10 protein-coding genes are annotated in these 17,467 nt (G+C 37.7%); 7 read left to right on the top strand and 3 right to left on the bottom strand.

The window, feature by feature from the left end; translation table 11 throughout:
• Nucleotides 1–117 precede the first annotated feature (117 nt).
• Together BM179_RS11110 and BM179_RS11105 are read left to right on the top strand one after the other, a co-directional pair.
• A complete protein-coding gene (locus BM179_RS11110) occupies nt 118–1,428 on the top strand; it encodes a cryptochrome/photolyase family protein (RefSeq protein WP_092016741.1) in 1,311 nt (436 codons plus the stop codon).
• A gap of 132 nt (nt 1,429–1,560) precedes the next feature.
• Nucleotides 1,561–3,810, top strand: a complete 2,250-nt coding sequence (locus BM179_RS11105; RefSeq protein WP_092016739.1) for a beta-N-acetylhexosaminidase — start codon at nt 1,561–1,563, stop codon at nt 3,808–3,810.
• Nucleotides 3,811–3,862: 52 nt separating this feature from the next.
• Here the strand turns inward: BM179_RS11105 and BM179_RS11100 are convergent, their stop codons facing one another.
• Nucleotides 3,863–4,708, bottom strand: coding sequence for an MBL fold metallo-hydrolase (locus BM179_RS11100; protein ID WP_092016737.1), 846 nt, complete (start codon nt 4,706–4,708; stop codon nt 3,863–3,865).
• Nucleotides 4,709–4,813: 105 nt separating this feature from the next.
• On the opposite strand from BM179_RS11100, the gene BM179_RS11095 reads away from it, so the two are divergent.
• The 5 genes from BM179_RS11095 to BM179_RS25275 all read left to right on the top strand — a co-directional run bounded on the left by BM179_RS11095 (nt 4,814) and on the right by BM179_RS25275 (nt 11,726).
• The gene (locus BM179_RS11095) at nt 4,814–5,584 is read left to right on the top strand and encodes a patatin-like phospholipase family protein (RefSeq protein ID WP_092016735.1); all 771 of its coding nucleotides are present in this window, start codon (nt 4,814–4,816) and stop codon (nt 5,582–5,584) included.
• Nucleotides 5,585–6,010: 426 nt separating this feature from the next.
• Complete coding sequence (locus BM179_RS11090) at nt 6,011–9,253, top strand: SusC/RagA family TonB-linked outer membrane protein (RefSeq protein ID WP_092016733.1); 3,243 nt, start codon at nt 6,011–6,013, stop codon at nt 9,251–9,253.
• A 29-nt stretch (nt 9,254–9,282) separates the two neighbouring features.
• A complete protein-coding gene (locus tag BM179_RS11085) occupies nt 9,283–10,917 on the top strand; it encodes a RagB/SusD family nutrient uptake outer membrane protein (protein WP_092016731.1) in 1,635 nt (544 codons plus the stop codon).
• Between the two features lie 207 nt (nt 10,918–11,124).
• Nucleotides 11,125–11,523: a DUF1348 family protein gene (locus tag BM179_RS11080; protein WP_092016729.1), complete on the top strand. Its 399-nt coding sequence runs from the start codon at nt 11,125–11,127 to the stop codon at nt 11,521–11,523.
• A gap of 29 nt (nt 11,524–11,552) precedes the next feature.
• Nucleotides 11,553–11,726 carry a hypothetical protein gene (locus BM179_RS25275; protein ID WP_177219364.1) on the top strand — a complete coding sequence of 58 codons (174 nt, stop codon included), beginning with the start codon at nt 11,553–11,555 and terminating at the stop codon, nt 11,724–11,726.
• A 76-nt stretch (nt 11,727–11,802) separates the two neighbouring features.
• On the opposite strand, the gene BM179_RS11070 is transcribed toward BM179_RS25275, so the two are convergent.
• On the bottom strand, nt 11,803–13,374 hold the full coding sequence (locus BM179_RS11070; protein WP_092017054.1) for an ADP-ribosylglycohydrolase family protein: 1,572 nt from the start codon (nt 13,372–13,374) through the stop codon (nt 11,803–11,805).
• A gap of 71 nt (nt 13,375–13,445) precedes the next feature.
• Nucleotides 13,446–17,390 carry a M12 family metallo-peptidase gene (locus tag BM179_RS11065; protein WP_092016725.1) on the bottom strand — a complete coding sequence of 1,315 codons (3,945 nt, stop codon included), beginning with the start codon at nt 17,388–17,390 and terminating at the stop codon, nt 13,446–13,448.
• Nucleotides 17,391–17,467 lie beyond the last annotated feature (77 nt).

The following is a 17,467-nucleotide window of genomic DNA, read 5'->3' as shown; positions in this document are numbered from 1 at the left end:
GAAAATTATATTTTCATTCATTCCCAAATTTTATCAGCCGAAATGATAAACATTCTTATTTAACGTTCAGTTTAGATGAATAAATAACATTGTATTTGATTTACTATTTTCAAGATTATGTCAAAAGTTTCCGTTTTCTGGTTCAGAAGAGATTTGAGATTACATGATAATGCCGGATTATATCATGCGTTAAAGTCGGGATATCCGGTTCTGCCTGTTTTTATTTTTGACCGGGAAATTCTTGATAAACTGGAAGATAAAAAAGACAGAAGAGTAAGTTTTATTCATCAGGCTATTCATGATTTACAAAATCAGCTCCGGCAGTCAGGTTCCTCTCTTTTGGTGAAATACGGCAGTCCTTCAGAGGTTTTTCCGGCACTTCTTGAGGAATATGACGTGGAAACCATTTTTTTGAATCATGATTATGAACCTTATGCTTTGGAAAGGGATGAAATGGTACAGGAATTTGTCAGAAGTGAGGGCGTGGATTTCAGAACTTATAAAGATCAGGCGATATTTGAGAAGAATGAAGTACTTTCCGGTGCCGGATCTCCCTATACAGTTTTTACACCTTACAGCAGGAAATGGAAAGAAAAACTAAATACATTTTACCTGAAATCTTATCCGAACGAAAAGTATTTCAGCAATTTTTTACAGACAGAACCTTTTATTATTCCTGCACTGGAAGAAATGGGTTTTGAAAAACTAACTGAAAATTTTTCGCCTAGAATCGTAGAAGAAAATCTGATTCTTCACTACCAGGAACAACGAAACTTTCCTGCAATTGAAGGAACAACCAGACTGTCGGTTCATTTAAGGTTTGGTACGGTTAGCATCCGTGAACTGGCAGAAAAGGCGCTGCGATTATCAGAAACCTGGTTAAATGAATTGATCTGGCGGGATTTTTACTTCAGTATCTTATTTCATTTTCCTCAGGTGGGTAAGGGTGAGGCCTTTAAAAGAGAGTATGACAGGATTACCTGGCGAAATAACCCGGAAGAGTTTGAATTGTGGTGTGAAGGAAAAACGGGTTATCCGATTGTCGATGCAGGTATGCGTGAACTAAATGCGACAGGTTTTATGCACAATCGGGTGAGAATGATTACGGCAAGTTTTCTTACCAAACATTTATTGATCGACTGGCGTTGGGGAGAAGCGTATTTTGCTCAAAAGTTAATAGATTTTGACCTTTCTGCGAACAATGGGGGCTGGCAGTGGGCTTCAGGAAGCGGATGTGACGCTGCGCCGTATTTCAGGGTATTTAACCCGACCTTACAAACAGAGAAATTCGATAAAAATATGGAGTATATCAGAAAATGGGTTCCGGAATTAAATACTTCGTCATACCCTCAGCCGATGGTAGACCATAATTTTGCCAGAAAACGTGTCCTGGAAGTTTATCAGTCGGGTTTAGGAAAAAAAGAGTAAAGATGCTTCTGTTTTTGTATGAAATTATTTAAGGCGATGCAGATAAGGATAATGATAGAAATAATGAAAACGTACTTTGCTGTATTAAGTACTCTTTATACTTATCCTGTTTTTCGATAAAATAATTTTCTAATGAAACGTCTGCAATTTTTTCAGTTTTCTAAAACTGTATTTCTGTTCCTTATTTCTTTCGTCGCCTTTTCTCAGTCTGCGAAATATCCGATTATCCCCCAACCTCAGTCACTCATTCCCGGGAAAGGATATTTTACCGGAAATACCAGTACAAAGTTTATCAATTTAAGCAGGGAAAAATCTGTCGATTCAGTATTGATCTGGGCCAAAGCGGAATATGAGCGGTTTTGTAGAGTTGAGCTGAAAACAGCAAAAACGAAACCAAAATATCCGAATAACCAGGTGCTGATTCGTCTGGATCAAAGTGTGGTTAATCCGGAAGGATATTTACTTAACATCAGGCCCGAATCAATTCAGATTACCGCTTCCAAACCTGAAGGCGTATTTTATGCGCTTCAGACTTTACGCCAGATTATTACTCACAAGGAAGGGGAAAAGACCTGGAAAGTTCCCTGTGCGAAAATAGAAGATGTACCGAGATTCGCTTACAGAGGTATCATGCTGGATGTTTCCAGACATTTTATGCCGGTGGATTTTCTTAAAAAATACCTGGATGCCCTGGCAAGTTTAAAAATAAACCGTTTTCACTGGCATCTTACTGACGGACAGGCATTTCGTTTTGAAAGTAAAAAGTATCCTAAATTGCATACTGCCACATCTACCCAATGGCCGACGAATGAAGGATATTATACTCAGGATGAAATGAGAGCGATTGTAAAGTATGCTGCTGAGCGATTTATCACCGTAATTCCTGAGATTGAAATGCCAGGGCATTCTAATGCTGCGTTATCAGCTTATCCTCAGTTTGCTTGTCAGGATAGTACTGGAAAACAATTGGAGACACAGGGAGAGTATTGTCCTAAGGATGAGACTATTGCATTTTTGAGTGATATCATTGACGAAGTAATTGAGATTTTCCCAAGCAAATATATTCATATCGGAGGGGATGAAGCCGGAAAACAGGCCTGGAAAAAATGTCCGGCTTGTCAGAAACGAATGAAAGATGAAGGTCTGAAAAGCCTGGATGAATTGCAAAGTTATTTTATTCAGCAAATAGAAAAACATGTTAATAGCAAAGGCCGCAGAATTATTGGCTGGGATGAAATTGTTGATGGCGGAATTGCTGAAGATGCAACGGTGATGTCATGGAGGGGAATTGAAGGAGGGATCAAAGCTGCAAAGGAAAAGCATCAGGTAATCATGACGCCTGGCTCACATTGTTATCTCGATCATTATCAGTCTGAATCTACGGATGAGCCTAAAGCATTCGGTGGCTTGACAACTTTGGCTAAAATATATTCTTACGAACCAATTCCAGAAGGTTTAACGAAGGAAGAAGGTCTGAATATTATTGGTTCTCAGGGAAATTTATGGACAGAATGTGTCCCCGAAGGCTCGCATGCTGAATATATGACCTTCCCAAGGGCAATTGCTTTGGCTGAGGTAAACTGGTCAAGAAAAGAGTCTAAAGATTTCAATGACTTTTTAGGACGGTTACAATACTGGATTAAATATTTTGATCAGAGCCAGATTAACTATGCCCGACATTTTTACGAGATAAAGCCACAGGCCCAAAGACAGAATGGAAGCCTTAATCTGGTTTTACAAAGTCAGAATAACAATGCCCCCATTTATTACACACTTGACGGAAGCAAGCCAACTTTACAATCAACACTTTACAAAGAACCTTTTAAGGTTAGTCAATCAAGTACCTTAAAAGCTGCTTCTGTAATGAATGGAGAAGTGGTGGACGAAATCCGAAGAACATTTGTCCTCCATAAAGCTGCCGGAATCCCTGTTTCATTAGTTACTCCACCCAATAAATCCTATAATAAAGGTGGTGTACAGGCTCTGAGTAATGGTATTCTCGCTAACGATGCCAATTTTAGTGATAATGAATGGCTTGGCTGGAATGGAACAGATTTCATAGGTTCTTTTGAATTATCAGGACAAACGGAAGTCTCAAAAGTCTCATTCAGATTCTTTCACAGACCAGGTGCCTGGGTATATGTTCCTTCAAAAGTATCTGTCTGGTCATCTGAAAATGGAACAGATTATACATTATTAGCAGAGACAAATGTGGAATTTCCACAGAAAGAAGGAGCCACAGATGTTTCCCTCAATTTAAAAACGGCAGTTAAGCCAAAATGGCTGAAAGTTACGGCAAATTGTCTGATGAAGATTCCGCAGAATTATCCGGGAGCAGGAGATATGGCCTGGCTTTTTGTAGATGAAATCGTAGTAGAATAAGGTGAATTTTCCATAAAAAGGGCATTGCATGGTTTGCAATGCCCTTTCTGAATTAGAGGAAATCATTAATCTGACCTTTGTTCTTCACTTTGAAACCTTTTTCAGTCAATTCAACCGTAGCACAATCAAATTCCGGGTCGTGGTCGAAAAACAAAATCCATTCTTTGGCTGCTGCTGCTTTTAAAACTGCCTCTTTTTCTTCCATAGTTTGTAAAGGTCTTATGTCATAACTCATCACGTAAGGCACATGTAAATGTGCGTGTGAGGGAACGGTATCTGCAATAAACAGTATTTCTTTGTCATGGCAGGTGATTTTAGGCATCAGCATTTTTTCAGTGTGCCCGTCAGCCAGCAGGAAATCTATATTCGGGAAAGGCTTTTCAGATTGCTTATCGATAAAATATAACTGATCGCATTCCTGAATAGGGAGGATGTTCTCTTTAAAAAAAGTAGCTTTTTCTCTGGGATTCGGATTGATCGCCCAATTGAAATGAGCAGAATGACTCCAATACCGGGCATTCGGGAAAGTCATTTCAAATTTTGTTCTGTCATTATTCCATCTGACGGCACCGCCACAGTGGTCGAAATGAAGATGGCTTAAAATAACATCAGTCACCTCTTTCTCAGAAAATCCTGCTTTTCTGATAGATTTGACCAATTCACCTTCTCCATGACGATAATAATAAGATTGCCATCTGGCATCCTGTTTGTCGCCCATTCCTGTATCTGTCAGAATCAGACGATCTCCGTCTTCAATCAGTAGGCAGCGCATTTTCCAGGAACAAAGGTTGTTTTCATCAGCCGGAACCCATTTATTCCAGAAAGTTTTAGGAACAACTCCGAACATTGCTCCGCCATCCAATTTAAAAAAACCTGCGTCAATACTATAAAATTTCATGTAATCTGATATTTAATAAGTTGATGAGTTGGTAAGTTAGGTTTTGTTAATTAAATTCGGAAGCAGCAGTTAAAAATAATCTCTTTAAATAAACCGGTAAATTATATGAAAATTGGATTGGTTCTTTCAGGTGGCGGAGCAAGAGGATTTTCTCATCTGGGTGTTTTGAAAGGATTGTTAGAGCAGGGTATTCAGCCCGATATGCTGTCTGGCTGTAGTGCCGGTTCGATTGCGGGGGCGATGTTTGCTGCCGGATATTCCCCTGACCATATTTTTGAAATAGTTGTTTCCAATATCTCATACCGGACTTTTCGTCCGGCCCTCAGTCGTTTAGGTTTATTTAAAATAGAAAATATTGAGAACCTTTATGCCAAATACCTTCCCCATAATTCTTTCGAAAATCTAAAAATTCCCTTAACAATCAATGCCACAGATTTATACAAAGGAGAAACGGAATATTTCAGTTCGGGAGAATTGATTAAACCTATTCTTGCTTCATGTTGTATTCCCGGGCTTTTTGAACCAGTCAGGTTTAATGATAAGATTTACATAGACGGCGGAGTGCTCAATAATATGCCGATCGAGCCATTAGAAGGAAAATGTGATTTTATTATAGGAAGCCATTGTAATCCTTATGGAGTGCCGAAAAGATTGGTGTCAATGAAATCGGTTATTGAAAAAACGCTGTTACTCGCCATTAACAATAACACACGTTCAAGAGCAAATCGCTGTGATTTTGTCATAGAGCCGGGTGGTCTGCGTGACTTCGATCCCTTCAGTATAAGTAAAGCAAAAGAGCTTTTTACAATAGGTTATGAACATACTAAATCTTTGGAAATTGCAATTTTGATTGAACGGCAAAAACAGCTTTCATGATGCGCAATATTTGCGCAATATTAAAAAAGTACAATTCTTGACTGATTTGTGCTATCAGGTATATAAGTAGAACTGATTAGAAAAGTAGAAAATATTGATAAAAATCAATAAAAGGAAAAATATTTTAATAATCTGTAGAGTGGCCAAATAAAATTTCGTATATGTCGAAATGTATAGTCTATTAGTATAGTATTTTAATAGATTTGTGGTGATTTTTTGTGGAATTATTGAAAGATGATTTTTGTCAGTTTTCTCAAAATGAGGTTTATTTTCGAGCCTATAATCTGTTTTTTATTGAAAATTTTATGTTTTTGGCTTTTTTGAATTAAAAAGTTTTCAAAAGCATTTTGTTTGTTAAATACAAATTATATAAATTAGCAAGTGTTAATCCATAAAACTTTTGTCAACTTTAACTAAAACTTGTTCATGAAGAAATTTTTACTAATGAGTTTGCTGTTAATTTTCTCGTCTTGCTTGAGTGTTTTTGCTCAGGACAGGAAAATTACAGGCAAAGTGACTTCGGCCGAGGATGGTTCGGGTCTTCCGGGTGTTTCTGTTCAGCTGAAAGGTTCCAATAAAGGAACTACAACTGATGCTACAGGCGCTTATTCACTTTCAGTACCATCCGGTAACGGGGTATTGAAATTTAGTTTTGTCGGGATGTCAACAAAAGAGGTTTCTATTGACGGGAAATCTGTAGTTGATACTAAACTTGAAACCGATGCCAGACAATTATCAGAAGTTGTTGTAACCGGGGTTGGGGTTGCAACAAGTAAAGCTAAATTAGGTTTTGCTGTAGAATCCATTACTTCTAAAAATCTTCCACAGGCACCTACTGCTTCAGTGGATCAGGCTCTTGTCGGTAAAATTGCCGGAGCACAGATTTCTTCAGTAAGCGGTACTCCCGGTGCTCCTGTAAGTATTGTATTAAGAGGTATTAACACGATCAATAAAGGTACTTCTCCCATCATTCTGATTGATGGTATTCAGGTTGCATCTACTGATTTAAACTCAATTGATTTGAATACGATCGAAAGAGTAGAGGTGGTGCAGGGTGCTGCTTCTGCCACTATGTATGGTGCGCAAGGTGCGAACGGTGTAATCCAGTTGTTCACTAAAAAAGGAAAACCCGGTCAGTTAAATATTGATTTCTCTTCAAGTGTTTCCCGCAATGAATACCTGAATGTAGGAGGATTGCGTCAGGCACAATATCATGCTTTTACCACTGATGCCAGTGGAAATGTAATCGGTGCATCAGGAAAACCCCTTACTCAGGATCCTGTAACCGGACTTTACAGTGAAAACGTTCAGTACAATGCCTTAGATCCGAAAAGCCAGCTGAATAAGCCTTATAATGCTAACCTGAAGTTTTATGACAATTATAGTTTCTTCTTTGTTCCTGCTTATACTTACAACAACAGTGTTTCAGTAACAGGAGGAAAAGAAAAACTGGATTTTGCTTTCTCACTTTCTAACAATACACAGGGAAGTAATATCGTAAACAACGGTAACTATTCAAGAACAAACCTTGTGGCAAATATTGGTGCTGAATTGGCTCCTCGTTTGAAATTCCGTTCTACTACTCAATTGGTTTATACCAAAAATACCTTAAAGACTCCTGACAGAACGATTCTTTACAGTATCAATAACACTCGTCCTTTTGCCAACTATCAGGCGGTTCTTTCTGACGGCAACTATGCAGCTTATGTCGGAGATGCAGCTGGTGTGAATGGTTTGAACCCGAACTTCTATCAGCAATATACTGATCGTCAGGATAACAGAGTAGATGTAATTCAAAACCTTAACCTGAACTACGAAGTGAATAAGTTTTTGGAACTGGATGCGAAATATGGTATTAACTACCAACGTGATGAAGACGTTTATCAATATGCTAACCAATCTCAAAATGGCAATATTCGTGTAAGACCTACCAACTATGTAGGAAACTATGCTTCAAATGCTTTAGGGGAGATTGATAATTTCAGTATTTCAAAAGTTTTCCAAAACTTTCTGGCAACTGCAACCATCCGTACGGATTTTCAGAAAGACTTTAACCTGAGTCTTCCTATTACTACTACTACTCAGGTTGCTTTTGATTATCGTAAGCAAAATAATAATCAATATGTTACTTATCAGTTAGGTTTGCCTACTTACACTCCGTACACACCTGCTCAGGGAACAACTACCCTGACTCGTCCGTTGGATTTTAACTCGGTAACAGGAAACCCAAGAGGTACTTTCAGTGAGCCGTTTGTAACCTATGGATATCTGGTAAACCAAAGATTTGAATATGGCGACATTGCCGGAGTATCAGGTGGTTTCAGAACGGATTACTCTTCTGCCTTTGGTGCAGGTTCTAAACCATTTACTTTCCCGAGAGCTGATGGTTATCTGAGACTTTCTCAATTGGATTTCTGGAAAGATAGTCAGATTTCCGGAACATTCTCTGAATTTAAACTGAGAGCAGCTTACGGACAAGCAGGTATTCAGCCAAGACCATTTGACCGTTATGTAACATTAGGTACAAGAAATATTGGTTCTAACAGTGCATTCTACTATCCTACAGCTCAGTCTAACCCAGACTTAAATGTGGAGGTTTCTACTGAAACTGAATTGGGAGCTGATTTTGGTTTCAATCTTAGCAAAGGAAGCAACTGGTTTAATGACCTTCGCCTTTCTGCTACTTACTGGAAGCGTTCTACAGACGGAGCGATCTGGAATGTGGATGCTGCGCCATCATCAGGAGCAGGAACGATCAAAACAAATGCTTTTGGTATCGGATCGAACGGTATTCAGGCTTCAATTAATGCAACAGTTTTCAAAAAAGGTGATTTCACCTGGAATACCACGGTTAACTTCAGTAAACAATCTTCTCAGATTGACTGGGTTACAGGAAATGGTGAAATTGTAATTCTTTCTAATGCTGGTAGTACCAACTATGTCTTGAAAGCTGGAGAGAAAATCGGTCAGTTATATGGCTTTAAAGCTGTTCATGATCTGAAAGCAAGAAAACCGGACGGATCTTATGAAATTCCTGAAGGCGATCAAAGTAAATATGAAGTGGCGAGTAACGGATTTGTAGTTGATAAAACAACTAAACAACCTTATTTCACTACAGATAAATACAGCTTCGGAGATCCTAACCCTAAGTTTAATTTATCGTTCATTAATGATTTTACCTATAAAGGATTTATCAATTTCGGATTCCAGTTTGACTGGGTTAACGGAAGCCATATTTACAACCAGACGAAAGAATGGATGTATCGTGACGGTATCCACAGTGATTACGAAAAACCAATCACTATTAATGGTGAAACAGGTGCATGGACTGCTTTCTATCGCGGAGTTTATACAGCCCGTGGTAATAACGCAACCAAAGACTATTTCTACGAAGATGCTTCTTTCCTGCGTTTAAGAAACGTTTCAATTGGTGTTGATCTGGCTAAGGCTTTGCATATCAAGACTTTCAGAAAACTTCAATTGGTGTTCTCCGGAAGAAACCTGCTGACCTTTACAGGATATACCGGGTTTGATCCTGAAATCAGTTCGGGTGGTAGTGCAGCAGTTGGAGAACCAGCAGGTAACAACTCTGCCTGGGACAGAGGAACTGACCATAATACGATGCCTAACATACGTTCTTATCAGGTTAGTTTGAATTTCGGGTTTTAGTCAGATTTAACTTTAAATGCATTAAGAAGATGAACATAATAAAGAAATATATATTGATGGGGACGATGGCACTTTCGCTGGCGTCTTGTCAGGACCAATTAGATATTAAGAACCCTAACCTACCGACTCCTCAGAGTGCGAGCACTGAATCAGGTATTTTATCATTGGGTTTAGGAGCCGTTTATGCAAACGGATTCAGAGATTTGAAATATTATGATGGGGTAAACGGCCGTTTCTGGGCTGGTGCTATCGGATTTCATGAATTAATGGGAGATGTGGTAGGTATTGAAGCTGCAAACCAATATGCAAATCAACTGGCTTGCCCGGATGTAGTTACGTTGGATAATGGTAATAAAGTATTAAACCCAAGTGTACCAAATACGCAGTTAGCCTTAATTCGTTCGGTAAACGTTAACTCAAATGCCGGCTCAAATCCATTGTATTTTGAGTGGGGTTATATGTATTCTCTTAACAATGCCTGTAATGCTGTACTTGAAGTGGTAGAAGGAGTTACTTTTTCAGGGGATGGTGCTACCAAGAAAAACACCATTAAAGCCTGGGCTTATTTCTGGAAAGGTTTTGCTTATGCGAGAATCGGTTCAATTTATTATGCCGGTGTAGTTAACGATAAATCAGGTGTTACCAATGGTAAATATCTTTCTAAAGAGGATATAATTAAAGAATCTAACAGCAACCTTGATAAAGCTGCAACAATTCTCGGAACAATCAACGGAGGAGCAGATTATACCGCTATTCTTGGAAAATTGATTCCTGATTATTGTCAAAAAGGCAAAGGTGGTATTTTAACACCTGATATGTGGGTAAGAAATATTAATACGCTGAAAGCACGTAATATTCTGGTAAATACTCCGGTAAAATCAATGACTGCTGCGCAATGGAAATCTATTTCGGATTTGGCTAATGCAGGTATTAAAGCAACAGATTATATCTTTACCGGTCGTTCTAACAATGCCGGAGATAATGATTTTGTTGGTAGTCAGAATGGATCAGTTATTTCAAAAACCATTTCATCGGCAGCCGGTGGAAACACTTACAAATTGAGTGAGCGTTTTATTCAGGAGTTTAAAGCCGGTGATAAACGTTTGGCTAATAACTTTAAAACTACAACTGCCTGGGTAGGTGATGCCAGCCGTGGAAACGCTTTTAACACCAGATATACAGTTATTGATGGTGGTTTAGGCGCTGCGGGAGTGGTGGTTTATGGTACTCAGAAAGAAGGTGAATATGAATTGGCTTTAGCAGGAAATTATGAAGAAAATGAATTAATGAAAGCCGAAGCATTGATTTACACCGGTAGTATTGAAGACGGTTTGAAATTGATCGATGGTGTTCGTAAATCTCAGGGAGCAGGTCTTGATCCGGTTGCAGGAACGGGTCTTGCTGATGCAGACGCTAAAGAAGAACTGAGAAGAGAGAGAAGAATTACCTGTGCATGGAGAGGTCTTTCATTCTACGATGCACGTCGTTGGGGTGTGTTGGAAACAGGCAGATCCAATACGATTGTAGTCGACAGAACCGGTACAGTAAATACCAAAGCAACAATCAGTTATAACTATCTTGATTATTGGGATGTACCTGATAATGAACTAGCTTATAATAAACCTGCTGCTGGCAGTGCTCCGGTAGTGAATCCTAAAAAATAACAGGTTTATTAACAATAGTAAGAAAGAGAATCATCCGAAAGGGTGATTCTCTTTTTGCGTAAAAGAAGATTATGAATCCGATGTCCCGCTTCCTTTTCTGCTGAGATAATTATCCATGACAAGGCGCCCATCCTCCATTTTTATTCGCAACTATTTGAGCCAGTTTTGTATGGTAATTTAAGAAAATCAAATACCAGCCAATACGATATGGAATTTAAATACCCGCTTCCGCCTTTTACTATGGAAACAGCTTTGCAAAAGGTACAGATAATGGAGGAAATCTGGAATAGTAATGACCCGGAAAAACTAAGTGAGTTTTGCAGCATAAATACTGAATGGAGAGAAAAGACAGAATTTATTCAGGGAAGAACAGCAGTAAAGGAACTACTGAAACAAAAATGGTCAAGAGAGTTAAATTATAGTCAGAAAAAGGAATTATGGGGGTTTAGAGGTAATCGGATGGCTGTCAGATTTGAATATGCGTATCAAAATGAGGAAGGACAATGGTTTAAAGCCTATGGAAATGAATTACTTGAATATGATGAATCAGGCTTGCTTGCCAGAAGGTATGCAAGTATGAATGAGCTGCCCGATGAAGAGGCATGAAGCAGTATAAACTATTACAAATTAAGACCATGGAAAATAAGCAATTAATGACAGAATCTTCGGAACAGGTAGGTACAGTGAGGGATTTTTATAAGATTGAAACCGAAAAAGTGGTAATCGCTGATGAATGTGGGGATACACTATGGGATGAAGTATTGGAAGAAAATGAGCGAAAAGTGCTGAATACTGAAGCAGATCAGTAAACGGGAAACAATAAGATTATGATAAGGGAAATGATGACAAACAGGTATGATTTCCCTTATCATAATACCGGAACAATTATGGTTTTGCCATTTTCTTAACAGGCTGCCCAAATCGGAAAACAGTCTGATTTGCTTCTGAATCAGGTTTATCACTATAAATTAAAATATCTGTAATCCGGCAATCATGCTCTTTATCCGGATTTAATAATTTCAGTTTAACGTTGTGTTTTCCTTTGGGAAGTTTATAATTCCAGCATAATTCATGCCTGCGTGTGGTAAAAGCTGTTGGTAATTCAGCTATTTCCTGCACTTTCCCATCTACATATACTTCCATTTTGAGAACGTACGGACTCTCCGAAGCCCATTTGGCTGTTTCCCCTTTTACCACATAGCCAGTTCCTTCAAAATCAAAGGCGTATTCATCATTTAGACTTTTATAAACATATTGTTTGTCAACCGGATATGTCCCGTCAAAGCTCTTTTCAAACTTTACTGCTTCCGGGGTTTGTAAGGCTATTTTTACAGAATTATTACTGATTTTGCCACCGTTCCGTTCGATATTTTGCAAAGCATGCTTAAACCCGATTTCGTATACCTTGTTTAAAGACGTTGTGGTATATTTGAAATCAATATTTTCAGCTTCTTTTAAACCCATTTTCCAATAGGCCGGAATAGAGGAGTATCCAAGCATGGTTCCTAAAATACCTCCGGCGGAAGAAGGGTTACAATCGGCATCTTGTCCGCATCGCGTGGTGATCTCCATTGTTTTGGTAAAATCGCCTTTGCCATATAATAAACCCAGTACAACATAGGCGGAATTAATGGTAGCATCTATATTAAAAGGGGCAAAAACTCCGTCCGGACAGCCAATATCTTCCGACCATTTATTCTGAATCTCATACCAGGTCTTTTTCCAGTCATTAGGATACATTTTATGCCATTTTATAACATCGGCGATGCATTTATAATAGTTACTTTGTCTGGGGATGGTTTTTAAAGATTCTTCAATAATGTAATTGATGTCTTTCGAAACAAAAGCTAAGGTATAACAGGCGCCCAGAAATACACCCCCGTAATACCCGTCTCCATAATTCATAATATGGCCGATTTTGTCTGAAATCTGAGCGGCTGTATTAGGCATACCGGGCGACATTAATCCTGCAAAATCGCATTCAATCTGATAATCAATACAATCTGCATGAGGATTATTTTCCCAATGACCGGACTGAGGAGGCATTATGCCATGCAAAATATTGTATCGGCCAACCTGATTGGCATGCCATAGCGCATATCCCGCATTGGCATATGCTTTTGCATGAGAAGTTACGGGTGCATCAAGACCTTCCCGTTCAAATACTTCTACAAAAGTCAGGTCCATATACAAATCATCATATAAGCCCGGATTCTGCTCCATACATTTTTTCAGATAACCATCGTACCAGGGAACAGGCTGATATTCATTGATGATTGTACCATTGTATTTGAATTCCATTGGCCCACCGAAGGTTACGCCAATCGTTTGGCCAGCCCAGCCCCCTTTGATTTTATCCTTTAACTGGTCTTTGGTAAGGGTGACAGATTTATTGTATTGGGCATCAGTTTTAAATAGAAATCCCAGCAATGCGGAGATTATCAGCAACTTTTTCATAGTTTTTCGGTTCATTGTAATGGAAAGAGAGAATTGTTTCAAATAGAAATCCTATCATTTTACCGATAATTTTACTCAAGCCTGACCTTCCCTGTGGTCTTTTTATCTTTTTGCTGGATGATGAAGAAATAAGTACCTCTGGCTAAGTTTCTGACCGGAATGGTGGTTTGTCTGAGGAAGATTTGGGTGCTGATTTCTTTACCGGAAGCATCATAAAGCTGAATAGTTGCTTCACCTTCCAGACCTGTTACAATCTGAATTTTGTCACTTGCCGGGTTAGGATAAACCTTGAAATCGGTATTAGATTCCTGCTCGTTGGCCAGCGCTGTTTCGATTTTCAATTCAGTCTGTGCATTGGCTTTACATCCGTTTGCATCGGTGACATTCACTACATAGGTTCCTGCATGGATACTTTTGCTGATCCGTTTTATGATTGGGTTTTGTTCAGCAGAAGAATAATTTCCCGGGCCTGACCATGAGTAGGACGTACCTCCTGAAGCCAGAAGTTGCACATCCAACCCCTCATATACCACGCTTGAAACAGAAGCTGTTGCATTTGGATTGGGATTCACTACCACATTGGCTGTGCCGGTATTTCTACACCCGTTTGTTCCTGTAACTGTAACAAGATAAGCCCCTGCATAACTGGGATTTATATTGGAAAATGCAGGATTTTGAAGGGAGGAAGTAAAGGAATTTGGCCCTTTCCAAAGATAACTATCACCACCCGTTGCCCCGATTGAAATATTAGCTCCAATACATCCCGCAGCTCCGGTTGCAGTAACAGAAGGAGTGGCAAGGATATTGATTTCTAAGGAATCTTTGGATAACATTTTAGGGGAGGATGCTGTCATCTTTAAATAATATTTACCCGCTGGTATAGAATTTGAAAGCGGAAATTGAAAATGAGAGCCATAATTATAAGTTATTAAAGGCAAATGGTTTAGGTTCTTATTTGATAAGAAATAGGCGTTAAATTCATTATCCCAATTGACATCTCCGTTAATATTTGCTATTACCTTTAAGGAATCTCCTTGACAGAAAGTATTATTTATAATATTGTCTAAAGTGATTGTAGGTGAAACTGTTATTGTTAAGTTCGTTGGATTACTTGTACAATCTTGCTCATAACAACGTGCTGTATAGGTAGTTGTGTAATTGGGGGTGATTTTTAATTCTATCTTTCCAGGGTTATATAATTCCTCATTTGGATATTTAGCATTTTGCCAATTCCATAATACATTTGTACACCCTTCGGCCTTAAGGTAAGTGCTTTCCCCGTATTCTAAAATAGTCTTTGAAGCTGAAAGCTCGGGCTTTATGATGGTGATATCACATGGAGTAAAACGAAGTAGTCCAAAGCCAATATTATTGAACCATAGGTTTCCATTAGAGTCGACAATCATATCGCTAAGTAGCTTTTTTTCGGAGGGATTGGTTATAAATGGGGTTCGACCTACCTCTTTCCAATTTTTCCCATCGTACTTTAAAATTCTATTATTATCAACTACAAAAATATTTCCCCAATTATCAAAACCAATTTCGGATGGGGTATCTATTATGGAATTGGTTTCGTCAAATGTTTGCCAAATTGCACCATCAAATTTTAAAAGTTTATAATGATTGTCATATGCTATAGCCCAGTAGTTCCCTTTAGAATCTAAACCAAAATCTGCAAAAGAATTACCAATACCAGGATCATTATATTTATTATGTATAATATAATTTTTAGTAATTAAATCATATTGCCAAAGTTCATACTCTCTTGAATTTTGATTATATACTTGTGTCCAGGCAAATTTATCATTCCAAACCGGACGATTCGTTAAAACGTTTTTATCCGTTTTCAGGAAAGGAATAATTGTATTACCTTCTAAACGGTATAAAATCGTAGAATTCTTTGAATTGCAATAAATAATCTTATTAACCATATCAAGAGTCATAGGAGTAGTATTTTCTAGGTTAATTAATTCCGTTTCACTAATTGTCTTACCTGTTAGTTGATCTATTTGTGATAATGAGTAAACAGGTCTCGGAAATACACCATCAAATACGTTTCGTTTACTTATTTGGTTAATTACCCAAATGGTATTATTATAGTCTACAGTACTTATTCCCAAAGGAATATTTCCAATTGATCCATTTGTATTTTTAATATTAATGTTTGTTTCTTTTAAGCTGTCTATACTTATTTTAACTATTCCTTGGCTATTTTGAATAAAAATATTATCCTTTCCTGAAATAATAGAATAAATATCCCTCTCAAGGTTATGGTTTTTGTCATTATTTATGAATGACCAACGATTTGAAGCTTTTTTAGATCCGGTTTTAAATGTTTGAATTGAGGAAAATTTAATACCAGGAGGTAGAAATCCGTTTTGCTCATAAAATTGTTCTACTTTGACAAAGTATGTAGTATTTGGTGATAAATCTTCTGCCATACAAGTATAATATCGATTTGAGTAATTGCTTGGCAAGAATGTCTTGGTTATAACAGGTACAGTAAAATCTTCATTATTTGATATTATGAAGCGGACAGTAGCTCCACTTGCATTCTTAATTGGGGAATAACCAATGGGAAAGCTTTGAGGTAAGTTTATACCTTTAGAAGGAATAGTTATAAGATTATTATTGTCTATATCCTTATTATTCAGCCATATGGAATTAGCTTCTGACCAAGGACTTTTTATGGACGATCCTTTAATCGCCCGGACTCGCCAAAAAATATGGTCGGCTTCTGGTAACCTGAAAGTAAATTCATTTGTTAATGCAACTTGCGGTGTTGGGTATGAAAAATAAGGATCATTATATTGTGTTATCTGTACCTCATATGAAGAAGCAGATGCGACCTTTTTAAATTTTAATGTTACATCGCGATTTTGAAAAAAGTTTACCGAATTATTGAGAGGGGACATAGGTTCTGGTGGTAGTAATTTAGAATCAGGAATATTAATGACTGATATATTAGACCAGGCTGATTCTCCGAATCTGTTAACAGATTTTACTCTTATAAAGTATCTGTTGTTACTTTCGGATGATTTAAAATTATATGCACTGAATTCAGAAGAATCGGAAAGAATAAGAGTATTAAAGTTTGGGGAATTAGAAGCTTCAATTAAGTATTTTTCTGCAGATGAAACCGGTTGCCAGCTAATGATTGTACTATTTTCAAACGCAATTGAAGAAGGTAAAACCGGAGCTAAAGGTAAAGATGCTATTTTTTGAAAATAAGTTTTAGCATAGTTTTGCATTAGAACTTGACACATAGGGTGAAAAGTTTGTTTTATGTTAATGCAATAACTCATAAATGTTCCTGCGGAATTCTCTAAGGACTTTTCATAACAGTTAGCCTCGGCAGGGTAACAGTAATCAATAGGTCCATTTGGCCAATCACAACTTTGTGTATGTGGTGATCCAAAGTTATGTCCTAATTCATGAGCTAACAATGTATAGAATGTACCCCATTTTACAACACATTCTTTACCTCCCATAACAGCGACCCCTCCTGCTCCACTATAATCTCTGGTTGTGATATACATTATCTTATCATATACTGAGTCCAATGATTTTAGCATAGGATCTGTTAACCGGACTTTATTTGTTATAGAAAGTAATTGAAAAATATCATAAGTTACTCGATATGGATCTAGATTAGGGTCTTTCCAGAAATGAACAAGTGTTACTATTAATTGAGTATTGATTTCTTTTTCGTAAATTTTAGAAACCATGTTAATTTGCTTCATAACTTCATATTTAATCAGCGTTGTATCTCCACCAAAGAGATTATAGGTTTCGGAATCAATCTCAATAGCAATTCTGCAAATGTATCGTTCATTTGTGGAAATCTTTGACTCATTTCGTTGTTTTAGCCAGGTCGGTGCCATCTGCATTTGCCGGATGGTTTCGGGGGAAAGGTTGGAGTCGTTGACACCGCAAACAAATGCTTTTTCTTGTTTTTGAGAGAAGGATAGGTATGAGTATATTAAAATCAGTAATAGCGGTAAAAGTTTTTTCATGGATTATGGATTAAATAAAGTGTATCAATTTTAATACAGGCATTTGATATTAATGACCTTGGGTAAAATGTTTATAT

Source organism: Pseudarcicella hirudinis (genome assembly GCF_900115665.1).
Taxonomy (GTDB): Bacteria; Bacteroidota; Bacteroidia; order Cytophagales; family Spirosomataceae; genus Pseudarcicella; species Pseudarcicella hirudinis.
The sequence above is the reverse complement of the archived record's forward strand: the minus strand, read 5'-3'. Positions and strand labels throughout refer to the sequence as shown.